The 19,624-nt window shown below is 54.8% G+C and carries 18 protein-coding genes; 10 read left to right on the plus strand and 8 right to left on the minus strand.

Annotation, left to right across the window (positions count from 1 at the left end; genetic code table 11):
- The first annotated feature begins 70 nt into the window (after positions 1 to 70).
- The 3 genes from panB to panD are packed head-to-tail and all read left to right on the plus strand — an operon-like array spanning position 71 to position 2,163.
- Positions 71 to 862 (plus strand): 3-methyl-2-oxobutanoate hydroxymethyltransferase, encoded by a 792-nt coding sequence (gene panB / locus QMG44_RS12430; RefSeq protein WP_014168674.1) that lies wholly within the window; start codon positions 71 to 73, stop codon positions 860 to 862.
- A gap of 11 nt (positions 863 to 873) precedes the next feature.
- Positions 874 to 1,725 (plus strand): pantoate--beta-alanine ligase, encoded by an 852-nt coding sequence (panC, locus tag QMG44_RS12435; protein WP_025205376.1) that lies wholly within the window; start codon positions 874 to 876, stop codon positions 1,723 to 1,725.
- A 57-nt stretch (positions 1,726 to 1,782) separates the two neighbouring features.
- Positions 1,783 to 2,163 carry an aspartate 1-decarboxylase gene (gene panD / locus QMG44_RS12440; protein WP_014168672.1) on the plus strand — a complete coding sequence of 127 codons (381 nt, stop codon included), beginning with the start codon at positions 1,783 to 1,785 and terminating at the stop codon, positions 2,161 to 2,163.
- Between the two features lie 40 nt (positions 2,164 to 2,203).
- Here the strand turns inward: panD and QMG44_RS12445 are convergent, their stop codons facing one another.
- The 4 genes from QMG44_RS12445 to QMG44_RS12460 form a co-directional block, all read right to left on the minus strand.
- Positions 2,204 to 3,451 carry a polysaccharide deacetylase family protein gene (locus QMG44_RS12445; protein WP_014168671.1) on the minus strand — a complete coding sequence of 416 codons (1,248 nt, stop codon included), beginning with the start codon at positions 3,449 to 3,451 and terminating at the stop codon, positions 2,204 to 2,206.
- A gap of 63 nt (positions 3,452 to 3,514) precedes the next feature.
- A complete protein-coding gene (locus tag QMG44_RS12450) occupies positions 3,515 to 3,955 on the minus strand; it encodes a PTS sugar transporter subunit IIA (RefSeq protein WP_020882597.1) in 441 nt (146 codons plus the stop codon).
- 105 nt (positions 3,956 to 4,060) lie between these two features.
- Entirely contained in the window at positions 4,061 to 4,831 is a 771-nt protein-coding gene (locus tag QMG44_RS12455; protein ID WP_014168669.1) for an ABC transporter permease, read from the minus strand.
- Positions 4,828 to 5,754 carry an ABC transporter ATP-binding protein gene (locus tag QMG44_RS12460; RefSeq protein WP_014168668.1) on the minus strand — a complete coding sequence of 309 codons (927 nt, stop codon included), beginning with the start codon at positions 5,752 to 5,754 and terminating at the stop codon, positions 4,828 to 4,830. Before QMG44_RS12460 ends, QMG44_RS12455 begins: the two co-directional genes overlap by 4 nt.
- 107 nt (positions 5,755 to 5,861) lie before the next feature.
- Between QMG44_RS12460 and can the strand changes: the two genes are divergently transcribed.
- Positions 5,862 to 6,524, plus strand: coding sequence for a carbonate dehydratase (can, locus tag QMG44_RS12465; RefSeq protein WP_020882596.1), 663 nt, complete (start codon positions 5,862 to 5,864; stop codon positions 6,522 to 6,524).
- A 101-nt stretch (positions 6,525 to 6,625) separates the two neighbouring features.
- On the opposite strand, the gene hpt is transcribed toward can, so the two are convergent.
- Positions 6,626 to 7,162, minus strand: coding sequence for a hypoxanthine phosphoribosyltransferase (hpt, locus tag QMG44_RS12470; protein ID WP_025205381.1), 537 nt, complete (start codon positions 7,160 to 7,162; stop codon positions 6,626 to 6,628).
- 207 nt (positions 7,163 to 7,369) lie between these two features.
- On the opposite strand from hpt, the gene QMG44_RS12475 reads away from it, so the two are divergent.
- On the plus strand, positions 7,370 to 9,760 hold the full coding sequence (locus tag QMG44_RS12475) for a glucose/quinate/shikimate family membrane-bound PQQ-dependent dehydrogenase (RefSeq protein ID WP_020882595.1): 2,391 nt from the start codon (positions 7,370 to 7,372) through the stop codon (positions 9,758 to 9,760).
- A gap of 96 nt (positions 9,761 to 9,856) precedes the next feature.
- Here QMG44_RS12475 and cueO read toward each other — a convergent pair whose 3' ends face one another.
- The gene (gene cueO / locus QMG44_RS12480; protein WP_086533243.1) at positions 9,857 to 11,416 is read right to left on the minus strand and encodes a multicopper oxidase CueO; all 1,560 of its coding nucleotides are present in this window, start codon (positions 11,414 to 11,416) and stop codon (positions 9,857 to 9,859) included.
- Positions 11,417 to 11,561: 145 nt separating this feature from the next.
- Here cueO and QMG44_RS12485 point away from each other — a divergent pair, with 145 nt between their 5' ends.
- The 3 genes from QMG44_RS12485 to speD all read left to right on the plus strand — a co-directional run bounded on the left by QMG44_RS12485 (position 11,562) and on the right by speD (position 13,690).
- Positions 11,562 to 11,909: a YacC family pilotin-like protein gene (locus QMG44_RS12485; protein ID WP_014882582.1), complete on the plus strand. Its 348-nt coding sequence runs from the start codon at positions 11,562 to 11,564 to the stop codon at positions 11,907 to 11,909.
- Positions 11,910 to 12,025: 116 nt separating this feature from the next.
- Entirely contained in the window at positions 12,026 to 12,895 is an 870-nt protein-coding gene (gene speE, locus QMG44_RS12490; RefSeq protein ID WP_014168661.1) for a polyamine aminopropyltransferase, read from the plus strand.
- Positions 12,896 to 13,690 carry an adenosylmethionine decarboxylase gene (gene speD / locus QMG44_RS12495; protein WP_014168660.1) on the plus strand — a complete coding sequence of 265 codons (795 nt, stop codon included), beginning with the start codon at positions 12,896 to 12,898 and terminating at the stop codon, positions 13,688 to 13,690. It abuts the gene before it with no gap.
- Positions 13,691 to 13,721: 31 nt separating this feature from the next.
- Here the strand turns inward: speD and yacL are convergent, their stop codons facing one another.
- Entirely contained in the window at positions 13,722 to 14,084 is a 363-nt protein-coding gene (gene yacL / locus QMG44_RS12500; RefSeq protein ID WP_014168659.1) for a protein YacL, read from the minus strand.
- Positions 14,085 to 14,272: 188 nt separating this feature from the next.
- Entirely contained in the window at positions 14,273 to 16,870 is a 2,598-nt protein-coding gene (gene acnB, locus QMG44_RS12505; RefSeq protein WP_020882592.1) for a bifunctional aconitate hydratase 2/2-methylisocitrate dehydratase, read from the minus strand.
- A gap of 412 nt (positions 16,871 to 17,282) precedes the next feature.
- Here acnB and QMG44_RS12510 point away from each other — a divergent pair, with 412 nt between their 5' ends.
- Together QMG44_RS12510 and QMG44_RS12515 are read left to right on the plus strand one after the other, a co-directional pair.
- Positions 17,283 to 18,821, plus strand: a complete 1,539-nt coding sequence (locus tag QMG44_RS12510; protein WP_086533242.1) for a DUF3300 domain-containing protein — start codon at positions 17,283 to 17,285, stop codon at positions 18,819 to 18,821.
- 10 nt (positions 18,822 to 18,831) lie between these two features.
- Positions 18,832 to 19,623 carry a DUF2950 family protein gene (locus tag QMG44_RS12515; protein WP_086533241.1) on the plus strand — a complete coding sequence of 264 codons (792 nt, stop codon included), beginning with the start codon at positions 18,832 to 18,834 and terminating at the stop codon, positions 19,621 to 19,623.
- The last annotated feature ends 1 nt before the right edge of the window (position 19,624 follow it).

A 19,624-nucleotide genomic window follows, 5' to 3' on the forward strand; every position in this document is an offset into this window, starting at 1 on the left:
AAATCATTGTTCCCTCAAATGTTACTGTTAGAATGCGCAAAGATTCGCTTTTGGGCTATCAGGAAACAGTATGAAACCAACCACCATCTCCTTACTGCAGAAATGCAAACAGGAAAAGAGACGCTTCGCCACCATTACTGCGTATGACTACAGCTTCGCTAAGCTTTTTGCCGAAGAGGGTATCACTGTCATGCTGGTCGGAGATTCGTTAGGGATGACGGTACAAGGCCATGATTCCACCCTGCCGGTGACGGTCGAAGATATTGCCTACCATACCCGTGCCGTGCGCCGCGGAGCACCTGCCTGTCTGCTGCTTTCCGATCTGCCTTTTATGGCCTACGCGACCCCAGAGCAAGCGTTCGAGAATGCGGCAACCGTCATGCGTGCCGGGGCCAATATGGTCAAAATCGAAGGCGGAGCCTGGCTTGCAGAGACCGTGAAAATGCTCACCGAACGTGCCGTGCCGGTCTGCGGCCACCTGGGTCTGACGCCGCAATCCGTCAATATTTTTGGCGGCTATAAGGTGCAGGGCCGCGGTGATGCAGCACAGACACTGTTTGAGGATGCCCTGGCGCTGGAAGCCGCTGGCGCACAGCTGCTGGTGCTGGAGTGTGTGCCGGTTGAACTGGCAAAACGCATCACCGAGGCGCTGTCGATTCCAGTGATTGGCATTGGCGCAGGCAACGTTACCGACGGTCAGATTTTAGTGATGCACGACGCTTTTGGTATTACCGGCGGCCATATCCCTAAATTCGCCAAAAATTTCCTGGCAGAAGCAGGCGACATGCGTGCTGCTGTGCGGCAGTATATTGCCGACGTTGAATCCGGTGTTTACCCGGGTGAAGAACACAGTTTCCATTAAGGAGTCTTGTTGTGCTAATCATTGAAACCCTGCCGCTGCTTCGCCAGCATATCCGTCGTGCACGTCAGGAAGGTAAACGTATCGCACTGGTTCCCACGATGGGTAACCTGCATGACGGCCATATGAAGCTTGTTGATGAAGCCAGAGCGCGTGCAGATATCGTGGTGGTCAGTATCTTCGTGAACCCCATGCAGTTTGACCGTGCCGACGACCTGGCGCGCTATCCGCGTACTCTGCAGGAAGATTGCGAAAAACTCAAAAAACGCCACGCCGACATTGTCTTCTCTCCGGCACCTGCAGACGTCTACCCGCAGGGGACCGAGGACGCGACCTACGTGGACGTGCCGGGCATTTCAACCATGCTGGAAGGCGCCAGCCGTCCGGGCCACTTCCGCGGCGTTTCAACCATCGTCAGCAAGCTGTTTAACCTGGTGCAGCCCGACGTTGCCTGCTTCGGTGAGAAGGACTTCCAGCAGCTGGCGTTGATCCGTAAGATGGTCGCCGACATGGGTTATGATATCGAGATCGTGGGCGTGCCGATTGTGCGCGCCAAAGACGGTCTGGCGCTCAGTTCCCGTAACGGGTACCTTACCGCGGATGAGCGTAAAATCGCGCCGGGATTGAGCAAGGTCATGAATACCATGGCGGAACAGCTTGTGGCTAAAGAGCTGAGCGCAGAAGAGATCGTTGCCCTCGCCGAACAGGCGCTGAACGACAAAGGCTTCCGCGCTGACGATATCCAAATCCGTGATGCCGATACGCTGCTTGAGCTGACCGATACCAGCAAGCGCGCGGTGCTTCTGGTGGCTGCATGGCTCGGTCAGGCACGCCTTATCGACAATAAAGTGGTTGAGCTGGCATAACTCTCTACCTCCCCTCGTTCGCGGGGGGTTAACGCATGATGATTAAAGGTAAACGTAATGATTCGCAAAATGCTGCAAGGTAAGCTTCACCGTGTGAAAGTCACTCAGGCCGACCTGCACTATGAAGGCTCCTGCGCCATTGATCAGGATTTTCTTGATGCAGCGGGCATCCTTGAAAACGAAGCCATTGATATCTGGAACGTGAATAACGGTAAGCGCTTCTCTACCTATGCGATCGCGGCGGAACGCGGCTCCAGAATTATCTCCGTGAATGGCGCTGCCGCTCACTGTGCCGACGTCGGTGATATCGTTATCATCGCCAGCTTCGTGATGATGTCTGACGAAGAAGCCCGTCGCTGGCAGCCAAAAGTGGCGTACTTCGAAGGCGACAACGAAATGAAACGCACCGCGAAAGCCATTCCGGTCCAGGTTGCCTGATATCCTGAAGGCTGTGAACCGTTCACAGCCTTCTCTCATCTCATCCCTGCGGCTGATTACTGATAAGCCGCGACATCGTCTCCAGCGAATCCGTCCTTAGAATATACAGTCGCTTAAGCAGGAACGGATTGTCCCCGGGTTTCACTTTGCCTTTTACCGTTGTCACCGCCAGGTGGAACCCTGCGTCATTCGCCGCTTTTACCGCTTTGTCGTCATAGGCGCCAAACGGATAAGAGAGATAGAGCACGTGCGGGTTAAATTGCGCCAGCGCCCGGCGTGAACGCGCGAAATCGAACAAAATCACGTGATGGCTACGGCTCAGTAAGATCGGGTGTTTATTGCCGTCCACCCGATGCAAGAAGTGAGTATGGGACTGGATATCAAACACATCCTGGATCTGCTCAAGCTCAGAGACACTCATAAACTGCAGGTATTTCGGCGCCCACTTCTGCGGATGACGTTTTATACGCGACGAGATGATAAACGCCGTCGCCTTGAATCCATACGCTTTGAGGACGGGATACGCATAGCGGCTCACCGACTTCAGGCCGTCATCAAAGGTGATCACCACAGACTTCGCCGGCAGGTTCATTTTGTTACGCACATACCCTTCAAGCTGAGCCATCGTCAGCGTGGTATAGCCCTGATCGCGAAGCCAGGTCATCTGGTTGCTGAACGCACGCACGCTGGTGGTCGTGGAGGTATGTCGGAAACGGGTGTTCTCTTCATCACGCAGGATATGGTGATAGGTCAGGACCGGGATGCCGTTATCTTCCTGCGCATCCAGGCTGCTGATCCACGCCAGACGATTGCCGATGCGGATCTGATACCAGGTCTGGTTCAGACGGTCTTTAAGTTTATTCAGAATCGGGTAGCGAAGGTTAGCGCTCATCGTGCCGAAAGGGGCGCTTCCGCTGCTGGGGGCGTTAAAGACAGGCGTGTCTTTCCAGGTTATCAGGTTCTGGTTACTCAGCGGTTTATTCAAATCGCCAAGACTGTCTTCCACGCGCTGTTTGCCCTGCACGTCTTCCAGGTGCTCTTTATCAATAAAGCCCGTGCCGAAGCCAAAACGAAACTCGTAGTAATCAGCGGATGTGGGGACGACGGCCAGGATCTGCCCGGCACGGATATTGCCGACATTGACCACATTGTTACCTACTTGCGCCCAGATAGCCGCATCTTCGGTGGTTTGCATATATCGGGCGGGAAGCCCTTGCTGAGCGATCAGGCTGGCAGATGCGCCGCCGGAAACCAGCAGCAACAGAAGGAACACAACGCGCATGAACATGGAATATTAATCGACACGAAAAATCAGCCACCATTGTAACAAAAGCAGCATCAATACCAATGTTTAATTCTTATACAAATCATGGAGCAAGACAAAGGGAGGATTTTTTTGCTGCTGATGCCACAGGCTGCTGACGCCGGCCACTTTTTTGTCGACGATCGCATGACGGAATTCAGCGCTGCTTAAGGTTTCCCGGAAGGGATACATGGATTCCAGCAGCAAAGAGTTAATGCCTGATATCACTTCACAGTTGTCGTGCTTGTGGCTCAACAATGCCGCAGAGCGATAAGGTGCCGCGCCGGATTTATCGGTCAGGAAGATGACGCCGTCACCGGTGTCGGTTTCATGCAGGGCATCGCACATCATGCGGCTGAGCATGTTGGTGCTCAATCCACGCCAGTAGTTAACCGCACGGCATTGCGCCAGCGGACCAAATCTGGCCTCCAGTTTATCCAGCATATCCTGCGCCTGTTCATCATGGCAGGCGATCACCCATCCCAGCATCACTCTCTCCTTAGCAGGCAAGTAGTTTAGCGGAGTGAAGGTTAGCGTACGGTGATAACAATCAAAGAAAAGCGCCCGGCAAACAGAATGTCGCCGGGCGGGAGATTAGCTGCGCAGACCGCGTCCACGCTGAATCAGAGACCAGCACAGCAGGTAGAAGGCGATAATAAACACCACCAGCACCGCAACCGTGGTAATCAGTGGCACATCCGTAATGCCGAGGAAACCAAAGCGGAAGCCGCTGATCATATAAACAATCGGGTTCAGGTGTGACAGCGCCTGCCAGAACGGTGGCAGCAGCGTCAGGGAGTAGAACACCCCGCCAAGATAGGTCAGTGGCGTCAGCACAAAGGTTGGGATCAGGCTGATATCATCGAACGTTTTAGCAAACACCGCGTTCAGCAGACCGGCCAGCGAGAACAAGATGGCCGTCAACAGTAACGTGAGCGCCACGAACAGCCATGAATGCACCTGGAACGGCACAAAGAACAGGGAGATCGCCGTCACCAGAATCCCCACGCAGAGACCGCGCGCCACGCCGCCGCCCACATAACCCGCAATGATCACATGCGTTGGTACCGGCGCGACCAGCAACTCTTCAATGTTACGCTGGAACTTGGCGCTAAAGAATGATGATGCCACGTTAGCATAGGCGTTGGTGATCACCGCCATCATGATCAGGCCCGGCACAATAAACTGCATATAGGTAAAGCCGTGCATTTCACCAATGCGGGAACCGATGAGGTTACCGAAGATGATGAAGTAGAGCGTCATGGTGATCACCGGCGGTACCAGGGTTTGCACCCAGATACGCATAAAGCGGTTAATCTCTTTCGCCCAGATGCTTTTCAGCGCGACCCAGTAAAGATGCGTCATGCCTTGTCTCCTTGTTTATCCTGCACCAGAGAGACAAACAGCTCTTCCAGTCGGTTCGCTTTGTTACGCATACTTAATACCTGAACACCCTGCGCGCTCAGCTGTGAGAACACGCTGTTGATGCCCTGCTCGCGCAGCACTTCCACTTCCAGCGTTGAGGTATCCACCAGACGATAGTTATAGCCTTCCAGCGTCGGCAGCGGGCTTTTCGCCGCCAGGTCGAGAATGAAGGTTTCGGATTTCAGCTTGGCGAGCAGGCTCTTCATTGAGGTGTTTTCCACCAGCTCACCGTTCTGAATGATGCCGATATTGCGACACAGCATCTCCGCCTCTTCAAGGTAGTGCGTGGTCAAAATAATGGTCGTGCCTTTGTCGTTGAGGTCCTTCAGGAAGCCCCACATTGAACGACGCAGTTCGATATCCACGCCCGCGGTGGGCTCATCAAGGATCAGCAGCTTTGGCTCATGCATCAGCGCACGGGCAATCATCAGACGGCGCTTCATTCCGCCAGACAACATGCGCGCACGTTCATTGCGTTTTTCCCACAGATCGAGCTGTTTGAGGTACTTTTCGCTGCGCTCAACCGCTTCTTTGCGCTCAACACCGTAGTAACCCGCCTGATTAACCACGATTTGCTGCACTGTCTCGAACGGGTTGAAGTTGAACTCCTGCGGTACCAGTCCGAGCTGGCGCTTGGCATTCACCACATCTTTTTGCAGGTCGTAACCAAACACGCTAACCCGGCCGGACGTTTTGTTGACCAGCGAACTGATAATGCCAATGGTGGTGGATTTCCCCGCCCCATTCGGCCCCAGAAGCGCGTAGAAATCCCCCGCTTCCACTTTGAGATCTATCCCACGCAGCGCCTGAACGCCGCCTGGATAGGTTTTTTTGAGCTGCTCAAGCTCCAGTGCAATCGCCATGAATTAAACTTACCTTAGGTTCTGACACACGTTGTGTGGTTTCATTAAAAGTCGAGTTACCCTATATTAGCGCAACGCAATCACTCGGTTACAGGTCGCTAACCTCCATGAACGACATAGATACACTCATCAGCAACAATGCACTATGGTCAAAAATGCTGGTGGAGGAAGACCCCGGATTTTTTGGAAAGCTCGCGCAGGCGCAAAACCCACGCTTTCTCTGGATTGGATGTTCCGACAGCCGCGTTCCGGCAGAGCGCCTGACAGGTCTCGAGCCTGGCGAACTGTTTGTGCACCGTAATGTTGCCAACCTGGTGATCCATACCGACCTCAACTGCCTTTCGGTTGTTCAGTACGCCGTTGACGTTCTGGAGGTCGAGCACATCATTATTTGTGGCCACTATGGCTGCGGCGGTGTGCAGGCCGCGATTGAAAATACCGAACTCGGGTTAATCGATAACTGGCTGCTGCATATCCGCGATATCTGGTTCAAACATAGCTCACTGTTGGGTGAAATGCCGCAGGAGCGTCGTCTCGATACCCTTTGCGAGCTGAACGTGATGGAGCAGGTTTATAACCTTGGCCATTCCACCATCATGCAATCGGCGTGGAAACGCGGGCAAAAAGTCTCGATCCACGGCTGGGCCTACGGTATTCACGATGGTCTGCTTCGTAACCTGGAAGTGACCGCCACCAACCGTGAAACGCTGGAGCAGCGTTATCGTTCCGGGATAGCTAACCTGAAGCTTAAGCACGTCAACCATAAATAGCAGCCTGTAAGCGGTTCAGATAAAAACAAAACGGCAACCCGGGTTGCCGTTTTTACTGTGTATCCCCTCGTCAGAGGGCAACAGACCGCACGTCACAAACCTTACTCGTCGAGCAGGATCACTTTACCCACATACGGCAGATGACGGTAACGCTGCGCGTAGTCAATGCCATAGCCCACGACGAACTCGTCAGGGATAGAGAAGCCGACAAACTCTACCGGCACCTGCACTTCACGGCGGCTGGGTTTATCCAGCAGGGTGCAGATCGCCAGGGATTTTGGCTCACGCAGGCTCAGGATCTCGCGCACTTTAGAGAGCGTGTTGCCGGAGTCGATGATGTCCTCAACGATCAACACATCTTTGCCACGAATATCTTCATCCAGATCTTTCAGGATTTTCACATCACGGGTTGTGGACATGCCGCTGCCGTAGCTGGAGGCGGTCATAAAATCGACCTCATGGGACACCTGCACTTCACGGCACAGGTCTGCCATGAACATGAAAGAGCCACGTAAAAGACCGACCAGCACCATTTCGCTGCCGCTGTCCTTGTAATGTTCGGTGATTTGACGACCCAGTTCGGCGATACGCGCTTTGATCTCGGCTTCCGGGATCATCACTTCAACAGTATGTTTCATATTACTAACCATATGATTTTAATGAAAATCTCTCAATGCGGATGAATGTTACTCCGGCATCGATACGCAAGCCAGCCATTATATCAGTAAATGGATACACCTGGCGCATGAGTTATAAAAAGCAAATATTGTGATTCCGATCACACTTGTTAATACCTATAATTAGTTGCTAGCAAATAATTAACAAAACTGACGAGTACACTTTCTATGGCTGAAATAAAAACTCAACAGCCACGTCTACTGGTGACATTAACAGCGCTATTCGCCGCCTTCTGCGGCCTGTATCTGTTAATCGGTGGCGTCTGGCTGGCCGCAATTGGCGGCTCCTGGTACTACCCTATTGCGGGTCTGGTTATGCTTGGCGTAACCGTCCTGTTGTGGCGTAGAAAACAATCCGCGCTATGGCTTTATGCTGCTTTACTCCTCGCAACCATGATCTGGGGCGTCTGGGAAGTCGGTTTCGACTTCTGGGCACTGACGCCGCGCAGTGACATCCTGGTCTTCTTTGGTATCTGGCTGATCCTGCCGTTCGTGTGGCGTCGCCTGATTGTTCCTTCAAGCGGTGCCGTTGCGGCGCTGGTGGTTGCCCTGCTGATCAGCGGCGGCATTCTCACCTGGGCCGGTTTTAACGATCCGCAGGAGATTAACGGTACGCTGAATGCCGAATCCACCCCAGCTGCGGCTATCTCGCAGGTCGCGGATGGCGACTGGCCAGCTTATGGCCGTAATCAGGAAGGTCAGCGCTACTCCCCGCTCAAGCAGATCAACGCGGACAACGTTAAGAACCTGAAGGAAGCCTGGGTATTCCGTACCGGCGACCTGAAGATGCCAAACGATCCGGGTGAACTGACCAACGAAGTGACGCCGATTAAAGTCGGTAACATGCTTTATCTGTGCACCGCTCACCAGCGTCTGTTCGCGCTTGACGCGGCCACCGGTAAAGAGAAATGGCACTTCGATCCACAGCTGAACTCCAACCCGTCGTTCCAGCACATCACCTGCCGTGGCGTCTCTTACCACGAAGCGCGTGCTGATAATGCGAGCCCTGAAGTCATTGCCGACTGTCCTCGCCGCATCATGCTGCCGGTAAACGATGGCCGCCTGTTCGCGATCAATGCCGAAACCGGTAAGCTGTGTGAGACCTTTGCCAACAAAGGTATCCTGAATCTGCAGACCAACATGCCGGACACCACGCCGGGTCTGTATGAGCCAACCTCACCGCCGATCATCACCGATAAAACTATCGTGATTGCCGGCTCGGTAACCGATAACTTCTCCACCCGCGAAACCTCTGGCGTTATCCGTGGTTTTGACGTGAACACCGGTAAACTGCTGTGGGCCTTCGACCCGGGCGCGAAAGATCCAAATGCGATCCCATCGGACGAACACACCTTTACCTTTAACTCACCTAACTCCTGGGCACCGGCGGCGTATGACGCGAAGCTGGACCTGGTCTACCTGCCGATGGGCGTCACCACGCCAGATATCTGGGGGGGTAACCGTACGCCTGAGCAAGAGCGTTATGCCAGCTCTATCGTGGCGCTGAACGCGACCACCGGTAAACTGGCCTGGAGCTACCAGACTGTTCACCACGATCTGTGGGATATGGACATGCCGTCCCAGCCGACGCTGGCGGACATTACCGTTAACGGCAAAACCGTTCCGGTGATTTATGCACCGGCGAAAACGGGCAACATCTTTGTGCTGGATCGCAGCAACGGTAAGCTGGTTGTCCCGGCACCCGAAAAACCCGTTCCGCAGGGCGCTGCCAAAGGCGACTATGTCACCAAAACACAGCCGTTCTCTGACCTGAGCTTCCGTCCGAAGAAAGATCTCAGCGGTGCAGACATGTGGGGTGCCACAATGTTTGACCAGCTGGTGTGCCGCGTGATGTTCCATCAGCTGCGCTATGAAGGTATCTTCACGCCACCTTCTGAGCAGGGCACGCTGGTCTTCCCGGGTAACCTGGGCATGTTCGAATGGGGTGGGATCTCCGTTGACCCGAACCGTCAGGTGGCGATTGCCAACCCGATGGCCCTGCCGTTTGTTTCTAAGCTTATTCCACGCGGTCCAGGCAACCCAATGGAGCAGCCTAAAGATGCTAAAGGCAGCGGTACTGAAGCGGGTATTCAGCCGCAGTATGGCGTGCCATACGGCGTCACGCTGAACCCGTTCCTGTCGCCGTTTGGTCTGCCGTGTAAACAGCCTGCCTGGGGTTATATCTCCGGCCTGGATCTGAAAACTAACCAGATCGTCTGGAAAAAACGTATTGGTACGCCTCAGGACAGCATGCCGTTCCCGATGCCGGTTCCTGTCCCGTTCAATATGGGTATGCCAATGCTGGGTGGTCCAATTTCTACCGCCGGTAACGTGCTGTTCATCGCGGCAACCGCCGATAACTACCTGCGCGCGTACAACATGACCAACGGTGAAAAACTGTGGCAAGGCCGTCTGCCAGCAGGTGGACAGGCAACGCCGATGACCTATGAAGTGAATGGCAAGCAGTACGTTGTCATCTCTGCGGGTGGTCATGGTTCGTTTGGTACGAAGATGGGCGACTACATTGTGGCTTATGCTTTACCCGACGACGCTAAATAATTAACACCGCCAACGGTAAAAAAAACGGCAACTTCGGTTGCCGTTTTTATTGCTTATCCCCTGTGGACCGGGGTCTGGGCATCAGGCCACACGATATTAAACCGTGAACCCCAGCATCATGCCCGTATCTTCATGCTCCAGCAGATGGCAGTGCGCCATATAGGCAAACGCCTTCGGTGCCTCGTGGTCAAATTTCACCAGCACCTCACTGACGCCACCTTCAACCCTGACGGTGTCTTTCCATCCCGCGCGATGCGCCTGTGGCGCGTTACCGTTTTCAGAAAGGATGCGGAACTGGGTGCCGTGAATATGGAATGGGTGCAGCATCATGTCGCCTTCGCCTGAAATCACCCAGCGTTCAAACTGCCCTTTTGTGGCAGCAAACATTGGCGTGTTCATGTCGAACGCTTTGCCATTGATCATGTTGGCATTATGGAAATCGAAATCATGGCCACCGTGCCCCATGCCGCCCATTTTATCGTGGTCCATATTCATATGGCCCATCATCTCTCCGTGGTGCATACCCGCCATCGCCTGATTGCCATATTTCGCCATCAGTGCCTGCATGCCCATCATGTCGAGCATCGGGTTCATGGACAGTTGCAGCTTGCGTTGGGTCAGGCCCTCGAGAGAAGGTAGCGCCGGGAACGTGGTCAGGGTATCCGGCAACATGCCCGAGGCCGTGACCTGCAGCGGCTGGATCTGCAGCACCGGGTGTGGCTTGTCAAAGGGTGCAACCGCCATTCCCATCTGACTGACCGGAAGCGTGACCAGGTCAAACGGTTTGCCGTCGCTGATATCCACCAGCACCTCAAAACGCTCCCCCATCAGCATCGGTAGCGTATCCACCTTCACCGGTTCAGGCAGCAGCCCCCCGTCGCTTGCGACCACGTACAGAGGGCGTTTATCGCTGGTGGCGAAATTCAGTGAGCGGGCGTTACAGCCGTTGAGCAGGCGTAAGCGCAGCCAGCCTTTCGGTGCCGCATGCTGCGGGTAAATGGCACCGTTGGTCAGCAGGGTGTCGCCAAACCAGCCTACCGCCGCGCTCATGACGTCCAGCTGGTAATCAATTTGCCCGTCAGCGGTGAATTTTTTGTCCTGCACAATGACCGGCACATCGTCGATGCCCCACTGTTTGGGCAGGCGCAGCAAACGGCTTTCGTCATCTTCGATCAGCACCAGCCCCGCCAGCCCCATCGCCACCTGATGGCCCGTTTTGCCATGCTGATGGGGGTGGAACCAGCAGGTCGCGGCGCGCTGGTCCGGGGTAAAGGTCACGCTTCGCTTACCGCCCGGTTTTATGATGCCCTGCGGCCCCCCATCCACCTCGCCCGGCACTTCCAGTCCGTGCCAGTGCAACGTGGTCTCCTCTGCCAGCGTGTTATGGATATCCACCGTTACCGCTTTCCCTTTACGTAACTGAAGTGCCGGGCCGAGAAGATTGCCGTTATAACCCCACGTTGTCGCACTGTGTGCGCCAAAGGACGTTTTACCGGACTGGACAACAAGCTGGATGCGGCTACGGGCATCCGCGGTGAGTAAATCAGGGATCGGTAAGGCAGGTCTGTCGGCCGCAAAAGCCGCGCGGCTCCACAGCGGTAAAGCGCTGGCTACGCCAAGCGCAACGGAATATTTTAAAAAATCACGGCGTTGCATGTTCATTTCCTTATTTCCAGCAGGCGATCTTTTGAGCATAAACCCTCCCCTTACCGGAAGGTCAAGTAAAGCGGCAATAATAAAGATCGTCGGCCTGGCATCAAGTATGCTAACGTTAATTTTCCGTGATGCAGTGGTAGAAGCAATGAAGACGTTTTTCAGAACAATTTTGTTCGGTAGCCTGATGGCGATGTGTGCGAACAGTTACGCGCTGAGTGAAAATGAAGCGGAAGATATGGCCGATCTGACGGCAGTTTTTGTCTTTCTGAAAAACGATTGTGGTTACCAGAATTTGCCCAACGGGCAGATTCGTCGCGCACTGGTCTTTTTTGCCCAGCAAAACCAATGGGATCTCAGCAACTACGATAGCTTCGACATGAAGGCGCTCGGCGAAGACAGCTACCGCGATTTAAGCGGTATTGGTATCCCTACCGCCAAAAAATGCAAAGCGCTGGCTCGCGATTCACTCAGCCTGCTCGCCTACGTGAAATAACCTTCCCGACGCCCCCTTGTTGAGCCTATAGCCGTGCAACCACGGTTATAGTTAGCTATCATGTTTCGCTCATTTTTTGTGAGCGTAACGGATGTTAACAAAGGAGGAGTCCGCGTATGGCCGACCACACGTTGTGGCATGAAACACTGCATGACCAGTTTGGTCAGTACTTTGCCGTTGATAACGTGCTCTATCATGAGAAAACCGATCACCAGGATCTGATCATCTTCGAGAATGCCGCCTTTGGCCGCGTGATGGCGCTGGACGGTGTCGTGCAAACGACCGAGCGTGACGAGTTTATCTATCATGAGATGATGACCCACGTTCCGCTGCTGGCACACGGGCATGCGAAGCATGTTCTGATTATCGGTGGTGGTGATGGCGCAATGCTGCGTGAAGTCTCCCGCCATCAATCCATCGAAACCATTACGATGGTGGAAATTGATGCCGGCGTGGTCTCTTTCTGTCGTCAGTACCTGCCGAACCATAACGCCGGTAGCTATGACGATCCGCGCTTCAGTCTGGTCATTGATGATGGGGTTAACTTCGTTAATCAGACGACCCAGACCTTCGACGTTATTATCTCCGACTGTACCGACCCGATCGGTCCCGGCGCGTCGCTGTTTACCTCCGATTTCTACGAAGGCTGCAAGCGCTGCCTGAAGCCGGGCGGGATTTTCGTGGCACAAAACGGCGTCTGCTTCCTGCAGCAGGATGAAGCCCTCGACAGCCATCGCAAGCTGAGCACCTATTTTGGCGATGTCAGCTTCTATCAGGCCGCTATTCCGACGTACTACGGCGGGATCATGACCTTTGCCTGGGCGACAGATAACGACGTACTGCGCCATCTTTCCACCGAAATTATTCAGGCCCGCTTCCACCAGGCCGGTCTTACGTGCCGTTACTACAATCCGGCAGTTCATACCGCAGCGTTTGCCTTACCGCAGTACCTGCAAGACGCATTATCCACTAAGGGGGTGAGCTAATTGAAAAAGCTTAAACTGCATGGCTTTAACAACCTGACCAAAAGCCTGAGTTTTTGTATTTACGATATCTGCTATGCCAAAACAGCGGAAGAACGCGATGGTTACATCGCCTATATCGATGAACTCTACAATGCCAACCGTCTGACCGAGATCCTGTCAGAAACCTGTTCGATTATCGGCGCGAATATCCTGAATATCGCCCGTCAGGATTATGAACCTCAGGGTGCCAGCGTCACGATTCTGGTCAGCGAAGAGCCGGTCGACCCTCAACTTATCGATAAAACAGAACATCCGGGCCCGCTGCCGGAAGTGGTCGTCGCCCATCTCGATAAAAGCCACATTTGCGTGCACACCTACCCGGAAAGCCATCCTGAAGGCGGTCTGTGTACCTTCCGTGCCGATATCGAAGTGTCGACCTGCGGCGTGATCTCCCCGCTGAACGCGCTGAACTATTTAATCCACCAGCTGGAATCCGATATCGTGACGATTGATTATCGCGTGCGAGGCTTTACCCGTGACATTAACGGCATGAAGCACTTTATCGATCACGAGATCAATTCCATTCAGAACTTTATGTCCGACGACATGAAGTCGCTGTATGACATGATGGATGTGAACGTGTATCAGGAAAATATCTTCCATACCAAGATGTTACTTAAGGAGTTCGACCTTAAGCACTACATGTTCCATACCCGACCAGAAGATTTAAGCGAAGAAGAGCGCAAGGCCATTACTGACCTGCTCTGGAAAGAGATGCGCGAAATCTACTACGGCCGCAATATTCCGACCGTGTAAACCGCGCTGGGAGCAAGGACGCTCCGGTGTGCTATTTCTGTTTCATGAACGCCCGGTACGCCGTTACGACTTGTAAAAAGTCTTCTACGCCGCACAGCGACAGACTCTCTTCATCGTAGTAGCTCATCCCCTCTTCCATCTCATCACCGGAGAATTCAAGCTGGTTGGCACGCACCATCACCTCTTCGCCATCCATCCACAGCGTGTATTCGTGCCCGGCACGTTGCCAGGAGCGTTCACTGCCTTTCACCGTATTTGCCGCCTGTTCAACTTCGTCCAGAAGGGCGAGATTCTCTTTCACCTCTTCGTTGAACCAGTGTCCAACAGCTTCGTGGCCCATCGACATACGCACTTTCACCACTCCGGTGATGTCGCGCAGAAATTCGTAATCCATAGTATTTTCCTCTGCAAAGCCATTACGCTAATTATCGCAGCAGAGAGGAAGAAAAAAAGCGTGGGAGGCAGGAGGAATGAAAATAAAAAGGTGAGAGCAAGACCTTGCGGTCTGATGCCCTCACCCTGTCCCTCTCCAGGGGAGAGGGTGCAAACACAAAACCGCCTCCGTGAAGACGGTTTAGCTGTTTATACTGCCGTCTGGAAGATAACCCCGTCAGCCTTCTCGGTGTACTGAGAGAGCTGGTCGAAGTTCAGATAGCGATAGGTATCTACCGCCGTCTTATCCACCTGAGCCACAAAGGTCTGGTACTCTTCCGGCGTTGGCAGTTTACCAATCAGTGCCGCAACCGCCGCCAGCTCCGCAGAGGCCAGGTAGACGTTAGCACCGGTACCTAAACGGTTCGGGAAGTTACGGGTAGAGGTGGAAACCACCGTCGCACCGTCAGCCACGCGCGCCTGGTTACCCATACACAGGGAACAGCCAGGAATTTCGATACGCGCACCGCTCTTACCGAACACGCTGTAGTAGCCCTCTTCGGTCAGCTGAGCCGCATCCATACGGGTTGGCGGAGCCACCCACAAACGCGTTGGCAGCTGGCCTTTGTGGGTATCCAGCAGCTTACCGGCAGCACGGAAGTGGCCGATGTTGGTCATACAGGATCCGATGAACACTTCGTCGATCTTGTCGCCCTGAACGTCGGAAAGCAGACGCGCGTCGTCCGGATCGTTCGGTGCACACAGGATTGGCTCTTTGATATCCGCCAGATCGATGTCGATCACTGCCGCGTATTCTGCGTCAGCATCGGCTTCCAGCAGCTGTGGATCCGCCAGCCATTTTTCCATGCCCTGGATACGGCGCTCCAGCGTACGACGGTCGCCGTAGCCTTCTGCAATCATCCACTTCAGCAGCACGATGTTAGAGGTCAGATACTCAATAATCGGCTCTTTGTTCAGCTTGATGGTACAGCCAGCAGCAGAACGCTCCGCGGACGCATCGGTCAGTTCGAACGCCTGCTCGACTTTCAGATCCGGCAGACCTTCAATTTCCAGAATACGGCCAGAGAAGATGTTTTTCTTCCCTTTCTTCTCAACGGTCAGCAGACCCTGTTTGATGGCATACAGAGGGATAGCATGCACGAGGTCACGCAGGGTGATACCCGGCTGCATTTTGCCCTTGAAGCGCACCAGAACCGATTCTGGCATATCCAGCGGCATCACGCCGGTCGCAGCAGCAAACGCCACCAGCCCCGAGCCCGCCGGGAAGGAGATACCGATTGGGAAACGGGTATGGGAATCACCACCGGTACCGACGGTATCAGGCAGCAGCATACGGTTCAGCCAGGAGTGAATAACACCGTCACCCGGACGCAGCGACACACCGCCACGGTTCATGATGAAGTCAGGCAGCGTGTGGTGCGTGGTCACGTCAACCGGCTTCGGATACGCGGCAGTGTGACAGAAGCTCTGCATCACCAGGTCAGAAGAGAAGCCCAGGCACGCCAGGTCTTTCAGTTCATCACGGGTCATTGGGCCAGTGGTGTCCTGAGACCCCACGGAGGTCATCTTCGGTTCGCAGTACGCGCCAGGACGGACACCGGCGACGCCGCAGGCGCGACCCACCATTTTCTGCGCCAGGGAGTAACCACGATTGCTTTCCGCCACATCTTTCGCATGACGGAACACGTCGCTGTGCGGCAGACCCAGCGCTTCACGCGCTTTGGTCGTCAGGCCACGACCGATGATCAGCGGAATACGGCCACCGGCACGCACTTCGTCAATCAGCACGTCGGTTTTCAGCTCAAAACTCGCCAGCAGTTCGTTGGTTTCGTGGTTGCGCACTTCACCTTTGAACGGGTAAACGTCAATCACGTCGCCCATATTCAGGTTAGAGACATCCACTTCGATCGGCAGTGCGCCCGCATCTTCCATGGTGTTGAAGAAGATTGGCGCAATTTTGCCGCCCAGCACCAGGCCGCCGCCACGTTTGTTAGGCACATGAGGAATGTCATCGCCCATGAACCACAGTACGGAGTTGGTCGCGGACTTACGGGACGAACCGGTACCCACTACGTCACCGACGTATGCCAGCGGGAAACCTTTTTCCTGCAGGGCTTCGATCTGTTTGATCGGGCCAACGCTGCCCGGCTGATCCGGCTCAATACCTTCACGGGCGTTTTTCAGCATCGCCAGTGCGTGCAGAGGAATATCAGGACGAGACCACGCATCCGGTGCCGGAGAGAGGTCATCGGTGTTAGTTTCACCGGTCACTTTGAAGACGGTAACGGTGATTTTTTCAGCCAGTGCAGGACGGTTCAGGAACCATTCGGCATCGGCCCAGGATTGCATAACCTGTTTCGCGTAGGCGTTGCCGGCTTTGGCTTTTTCTTCCACATCGTAGAAGTTATCGAACATCAACAGCGTTGAGGAGAGCGCTTTGGCGGCAATCGGTGCCAGCGTGTCGTTATCCAGTGCGTCAATCAGCGGATGAATGTTGTAGCCACCCTGCATGGTACCGAGCAGTTCAATAGCTTTTTCAGGAGTAACCAGTGGGGAGGTTGCTTCGCCTTTGGCGACGGCGGCAAGGAATCCGGCTTTTACGTAGGCAGCTTCATCTACGCCAGGCGGTACACGGTTGATCAACAGATCTAACAGGAATTCTTCTTCGCCCTTAGGCGGGTTCTTCAGCAGCTCGACGAGCGCGGCCATTTGGGTTGCATCTAAAGGTTTGGGTACAATTCCCTCGGCGGCACGTTCTGCTACGTGCTTACGGTATTCTTCTAGCACGACGGTTCTCCTCGCTCTCATTGTCATATGCGGCGGGCGTTCTCTTCACGCTCCTGTGAGACAGCAGTTTGTAGGGTAAATGCCCGATACCGCGTCGGGCAGCATAGCAGGATTTCTGCACAGTGTTAATCCGTTTACAAAAAAGCAACATTAAAAAATTTGCTGAATCGTTAAGCATGGTGTAGCGGGCAGGTGCAACGAATTCTGACTGCAAAAACCGTGAGTGCCACCTTCTGAATATTCCGGCGGCATTTCAGCCATCCGATATAATTGTGTAATAAATACTCACACTCTTTATCCGGACGTACCGGATGATTCCCCACAAAAGTCAAAACAGTAAAAGACGGGTGATTGATACTCACGCCAACCGTAACGCCTCACGGCACAGCGCTTGTCTCGTTGGAGTCATTTTATGAAGTTGCCCTTTAAGCCACAACTGCTTGTCCTTCTGTGCAGTGCCGGGCTGTTTGCCGCCTCAGGCGTCATGTTCGTTAAAAGCCGCGCAACGGAGCCTGTGGCTCCTGCCCCCGTCGCACAACAACCGGCTGCGCCGCCTGCCGCCCCTGCCGCTCAGCCAGCACCGGTCGTCGCGCCAGCCTACACGGCCGCGCAAATTGATCAGTGGGTCGCCCCCATCGCGCTCTACCCGGATGCCCTGCTATCGCAAATTTTGATGGCTTCGACTTACCCGGCCAACGTCATCCAGGCAGCACAGTGGTCAAAAGACAACCCTAAACTGCAGGGCGATGCCGCCATTCAGGCCGTGGCGAATCAACCCTGGGATCCGAGCGTGAAATCACTGGTGGCGTTTCCTCAGTTGATGTCCCTGATGGGCGAAAATCCACCCTGGGTGCAGAGCCTGGGCGACGCGTTTCTCGCGCAGCCAAAAGATGTGATGGATTCCGTGCAACGTCTGCGTTTGCTGGCGCAGCAAACCGGTGCATTGCAATCAACACCGCAGCAGACGGTCACCACCGAGACAAAACCGGCCCCGGCGAAAACGGCCACCGGCCAGACAACAAGCACCGCCACGACGTCAGCCCCGACGGTCATTAAAATTGAGTCCGCCGACCCGCAGGTGGTTTACGTTCCCACCTACAACCCGAATACCGTGTATGGCACCTGGCCGAACACCGCTTATCCGCCCGTCTATTTACCGCCCTCCCCGGGAGAGCAGTTTACGGACAGCCTGGTCAAAGGCTTAGGGTTCAGCCTGGGCGTGGCGACCACCTACGCTATTTTCAGCAACATCGACTGGGATGATGACGATGACTGGGATCACCACCATGATGACGACTGGGATCACCACGGCGGCTATAACCGCAACGGTGATAACAACATCAATATCAACGTTGAGAACTTTAATAAAATCAGTGGCCAGCGCCTGACAGACGCCAACCGCACCTGGCAGCATAACCCGGCCTATCGTGAAGGAGTGCCCTATCCCACCAACACGCTCAACAATCGCTTCCACTCAACGAACACGGCAACGGGGCTAAGCGCGACGCAGCAAAAACCGGTCAACCGGGACAGCCAACGGCAGGCTGCGCTGAGCCAGATGGAGAAATCAACGGGAAAAACCTTCCCGCAGACCGCGCGTCCGGGCACCAAAGATGCACAGCGTCAGGCGTCAACCGCCCAGCTGAAGCAAATTTCCCAGCGCAACAACTACCGGGGCTACGACACCAAACCGCAAACGGCACAGCGGACAGCCGCTAAGACGCGAGACAGCCGCCCGACCACCCCCCAAAGGCAAGAGAAACGGGTTTCGCAGCCTGCGCGGAGTAGCCAGCCGCGCGCCAATGCGCTCAGCGGTAACGACAGTCGTTCCGCCAACTGGCAAGCCCAGCAGCAGCGAGGTGCCCAGAGCCGGCAACAGGCTGCCCGCCATCAGCAACCGCGCCAGACGTCTACCGGGCGTGCTGAACACCGTGAATTCCGTCACCGTTAAGGAAGCCGACATGAAAAGCAAATTACTCAGTGGGATCGCGTTATTCATGCTGTCGGCCGCCGCAATGGCGCAGCAATCTTTCAGCACGCCAGACCAGGCAACCGATGCGCTGGCCAGCGCCATCAGTGAGCAAAATGAAAGTGCGATGAACACCCTGCTCGGTGAGAACTGGCGTGATTTCCTGCCGCCGGAAGGGGTGGATCCAGATGCCGTGGATCGCTTCCTGCGCGACTGGAAAGTTCGGCACAATACGGTCGTTGACGGGGATAAGGCACATCTTGTGGTCGGTGACAGCGACTGGCAGCTACCGATTCCGGTGATCAAAACCGCCTCTGGCTGGCAATTTGATATCAAAGAAGGGGCTGAAGAGATCCTGACCCGCGAGATTGGCCGCAACGAACTCGCCGCCATCGAGGCGCTGCACGCGTATGTGGATGCACAGCAAAGCTATTTTGCGCTGAACCAGAAATATGCGCAGAATATTGTCAGCTCAGCCGGCAAAAAAGACGGCTTATACTGGCCGGCTTCGCCCGGCGAAGCCCCCAGCCCACTCGGTCCGGCCTTCAGCCCGAAAGAACCCGGCACTGGCTATCACGGCTACCGTTTTCGCATCCTGCCGGATAAAAACGGTTTTGCCATGGTGGCCTGGCCAGTCAGCTACGGTCAGACGGGCGTGATGAGCTTTGTAATAAACCAGACCGACAAGGTGTACCAGTCGGACCTCGGCAGCGAGTCAGAGAAGAAAGCGCAGGCGTTACCTGCTTACCACCTGGATCACACCTGGCAACCAGTCGCCCCATAAC

The sequence above is a fragment of the Enterobacter sp. 200527-13 genome, from assembly GCF_027924865.1.
In the GTDB taxonomy this organism is placed as follows: domain Bacteria; phylum Pseudomonadota; class Gammaproteobacteria; order Enterobacterales; family Enterobacteriaceae; genus Enterobacter; species Enterobacter ludwigii.

Excerpts from the sequence above, each read along its gene's own strand:
- panB (WP_014168674.1), top strand. The coding sequence starts at position 71 with ATGAAACCAACCACCATCTCCTTACTGCAGAAATGCAAACAGGAAAAG.
- QMG44_RS12485 (WP_014882582.1), top strand. The coding sequence starts at position 11,562 with ATGAAGACGTTTTTCAGAACAATTTTGTTCGGTAGCCTGATGGCGATG.
- QMG44_RS12510 (WP_086533242.1), top strand. The coding sequence starts at position 17,283 with ATGAAGTTGCCCTTTAAGCCACAACTGCTTGTCCTTCTGTGCAGTGCC.
- QMG44_RS12450 (WP_020882597.1), bottom strand. The coding sequence starts at position 3,955 with ATGCTGGGATGGGTGATCGCCTGCCATGATGAACAGGCGCAGGATATG.
- QMG44_RS12455 (WP_014168669.1), bottom strand. The coding sequence starts at position 4,831 with ATGACGCATCTTTACTGGGTCGCGCTGAAAAGCATCTGGGCGAAAGAG.
- yacL (WP_014168659.1), bottom strand. The coding sequence starts at position 14,084 with ATGGATTACGAATTTCTGCGCGACATCACCGGAGTGGTGAAAGTGCGT.
- QMG44_RS12460 (WP_014168668.1), bottom strand. The coding sequence starts at position 5,754 with ATGGCGATTGCACTGGAGCTTGAGCAGCTCAAAAAAACCTATCCAGGC.
- hpt (WP_025205381.1), bottom strand. The coding sequence starts at position 7,162 with ATGAAACATACTGTTGAAGTGATGATCCCGGAAGCCGAGATCAAAGCG.
- speE (WP_014168661.1), top strand. The coding sequence starts at position 12,026 with ATGGCCGACCACACGTTGTGGCATGAAACACTGCATGACCAGTTTGGT.
- can (WP_020882596.1), top strand. The coding sequence starts at position 5,862 with ATGAACGACATAGATACACTCATCAGCAACAATGCACTATGGTCAAAA.
- QMG44_RS12445 (WP_014168671.1), bottom strand. The coding sequence starts at position 3,451 with ATGTTCATGCGCGTTGTGTTCCTTCTGTTGCTGCTGGTTTCCGGCGGC.
- QMG44_RS12515 (WP_086533241.1), top strand. The coding sequence starts at position 18,832 with ATGAAAAGCAAATTACTCAGTGGGATCGCGTTATTCATGCTGTCGGCC.
- QMG44_RS12475 (WP_020882595.1), top strand. The coding sequence starts at position 7,370 with ATGGCTGAAATAAAAACTCAACAGCCACGTCTACTGGTGACATTAACA.
- panD (WP_014168672.1), top strand. The coding sequence starts at position 1,783 with ATGATTCGCAAAATGCTGCAAGGTAAGCTTCACCGTGTGAAAGTCACT.
- cueO (WP_086533243.1), bottom strand. The coding sequence starts at position 11,416 with ATGCAACGCCGTGATTTTTTAAAATATTCCGTTGCGCTTGGCGTAGCC.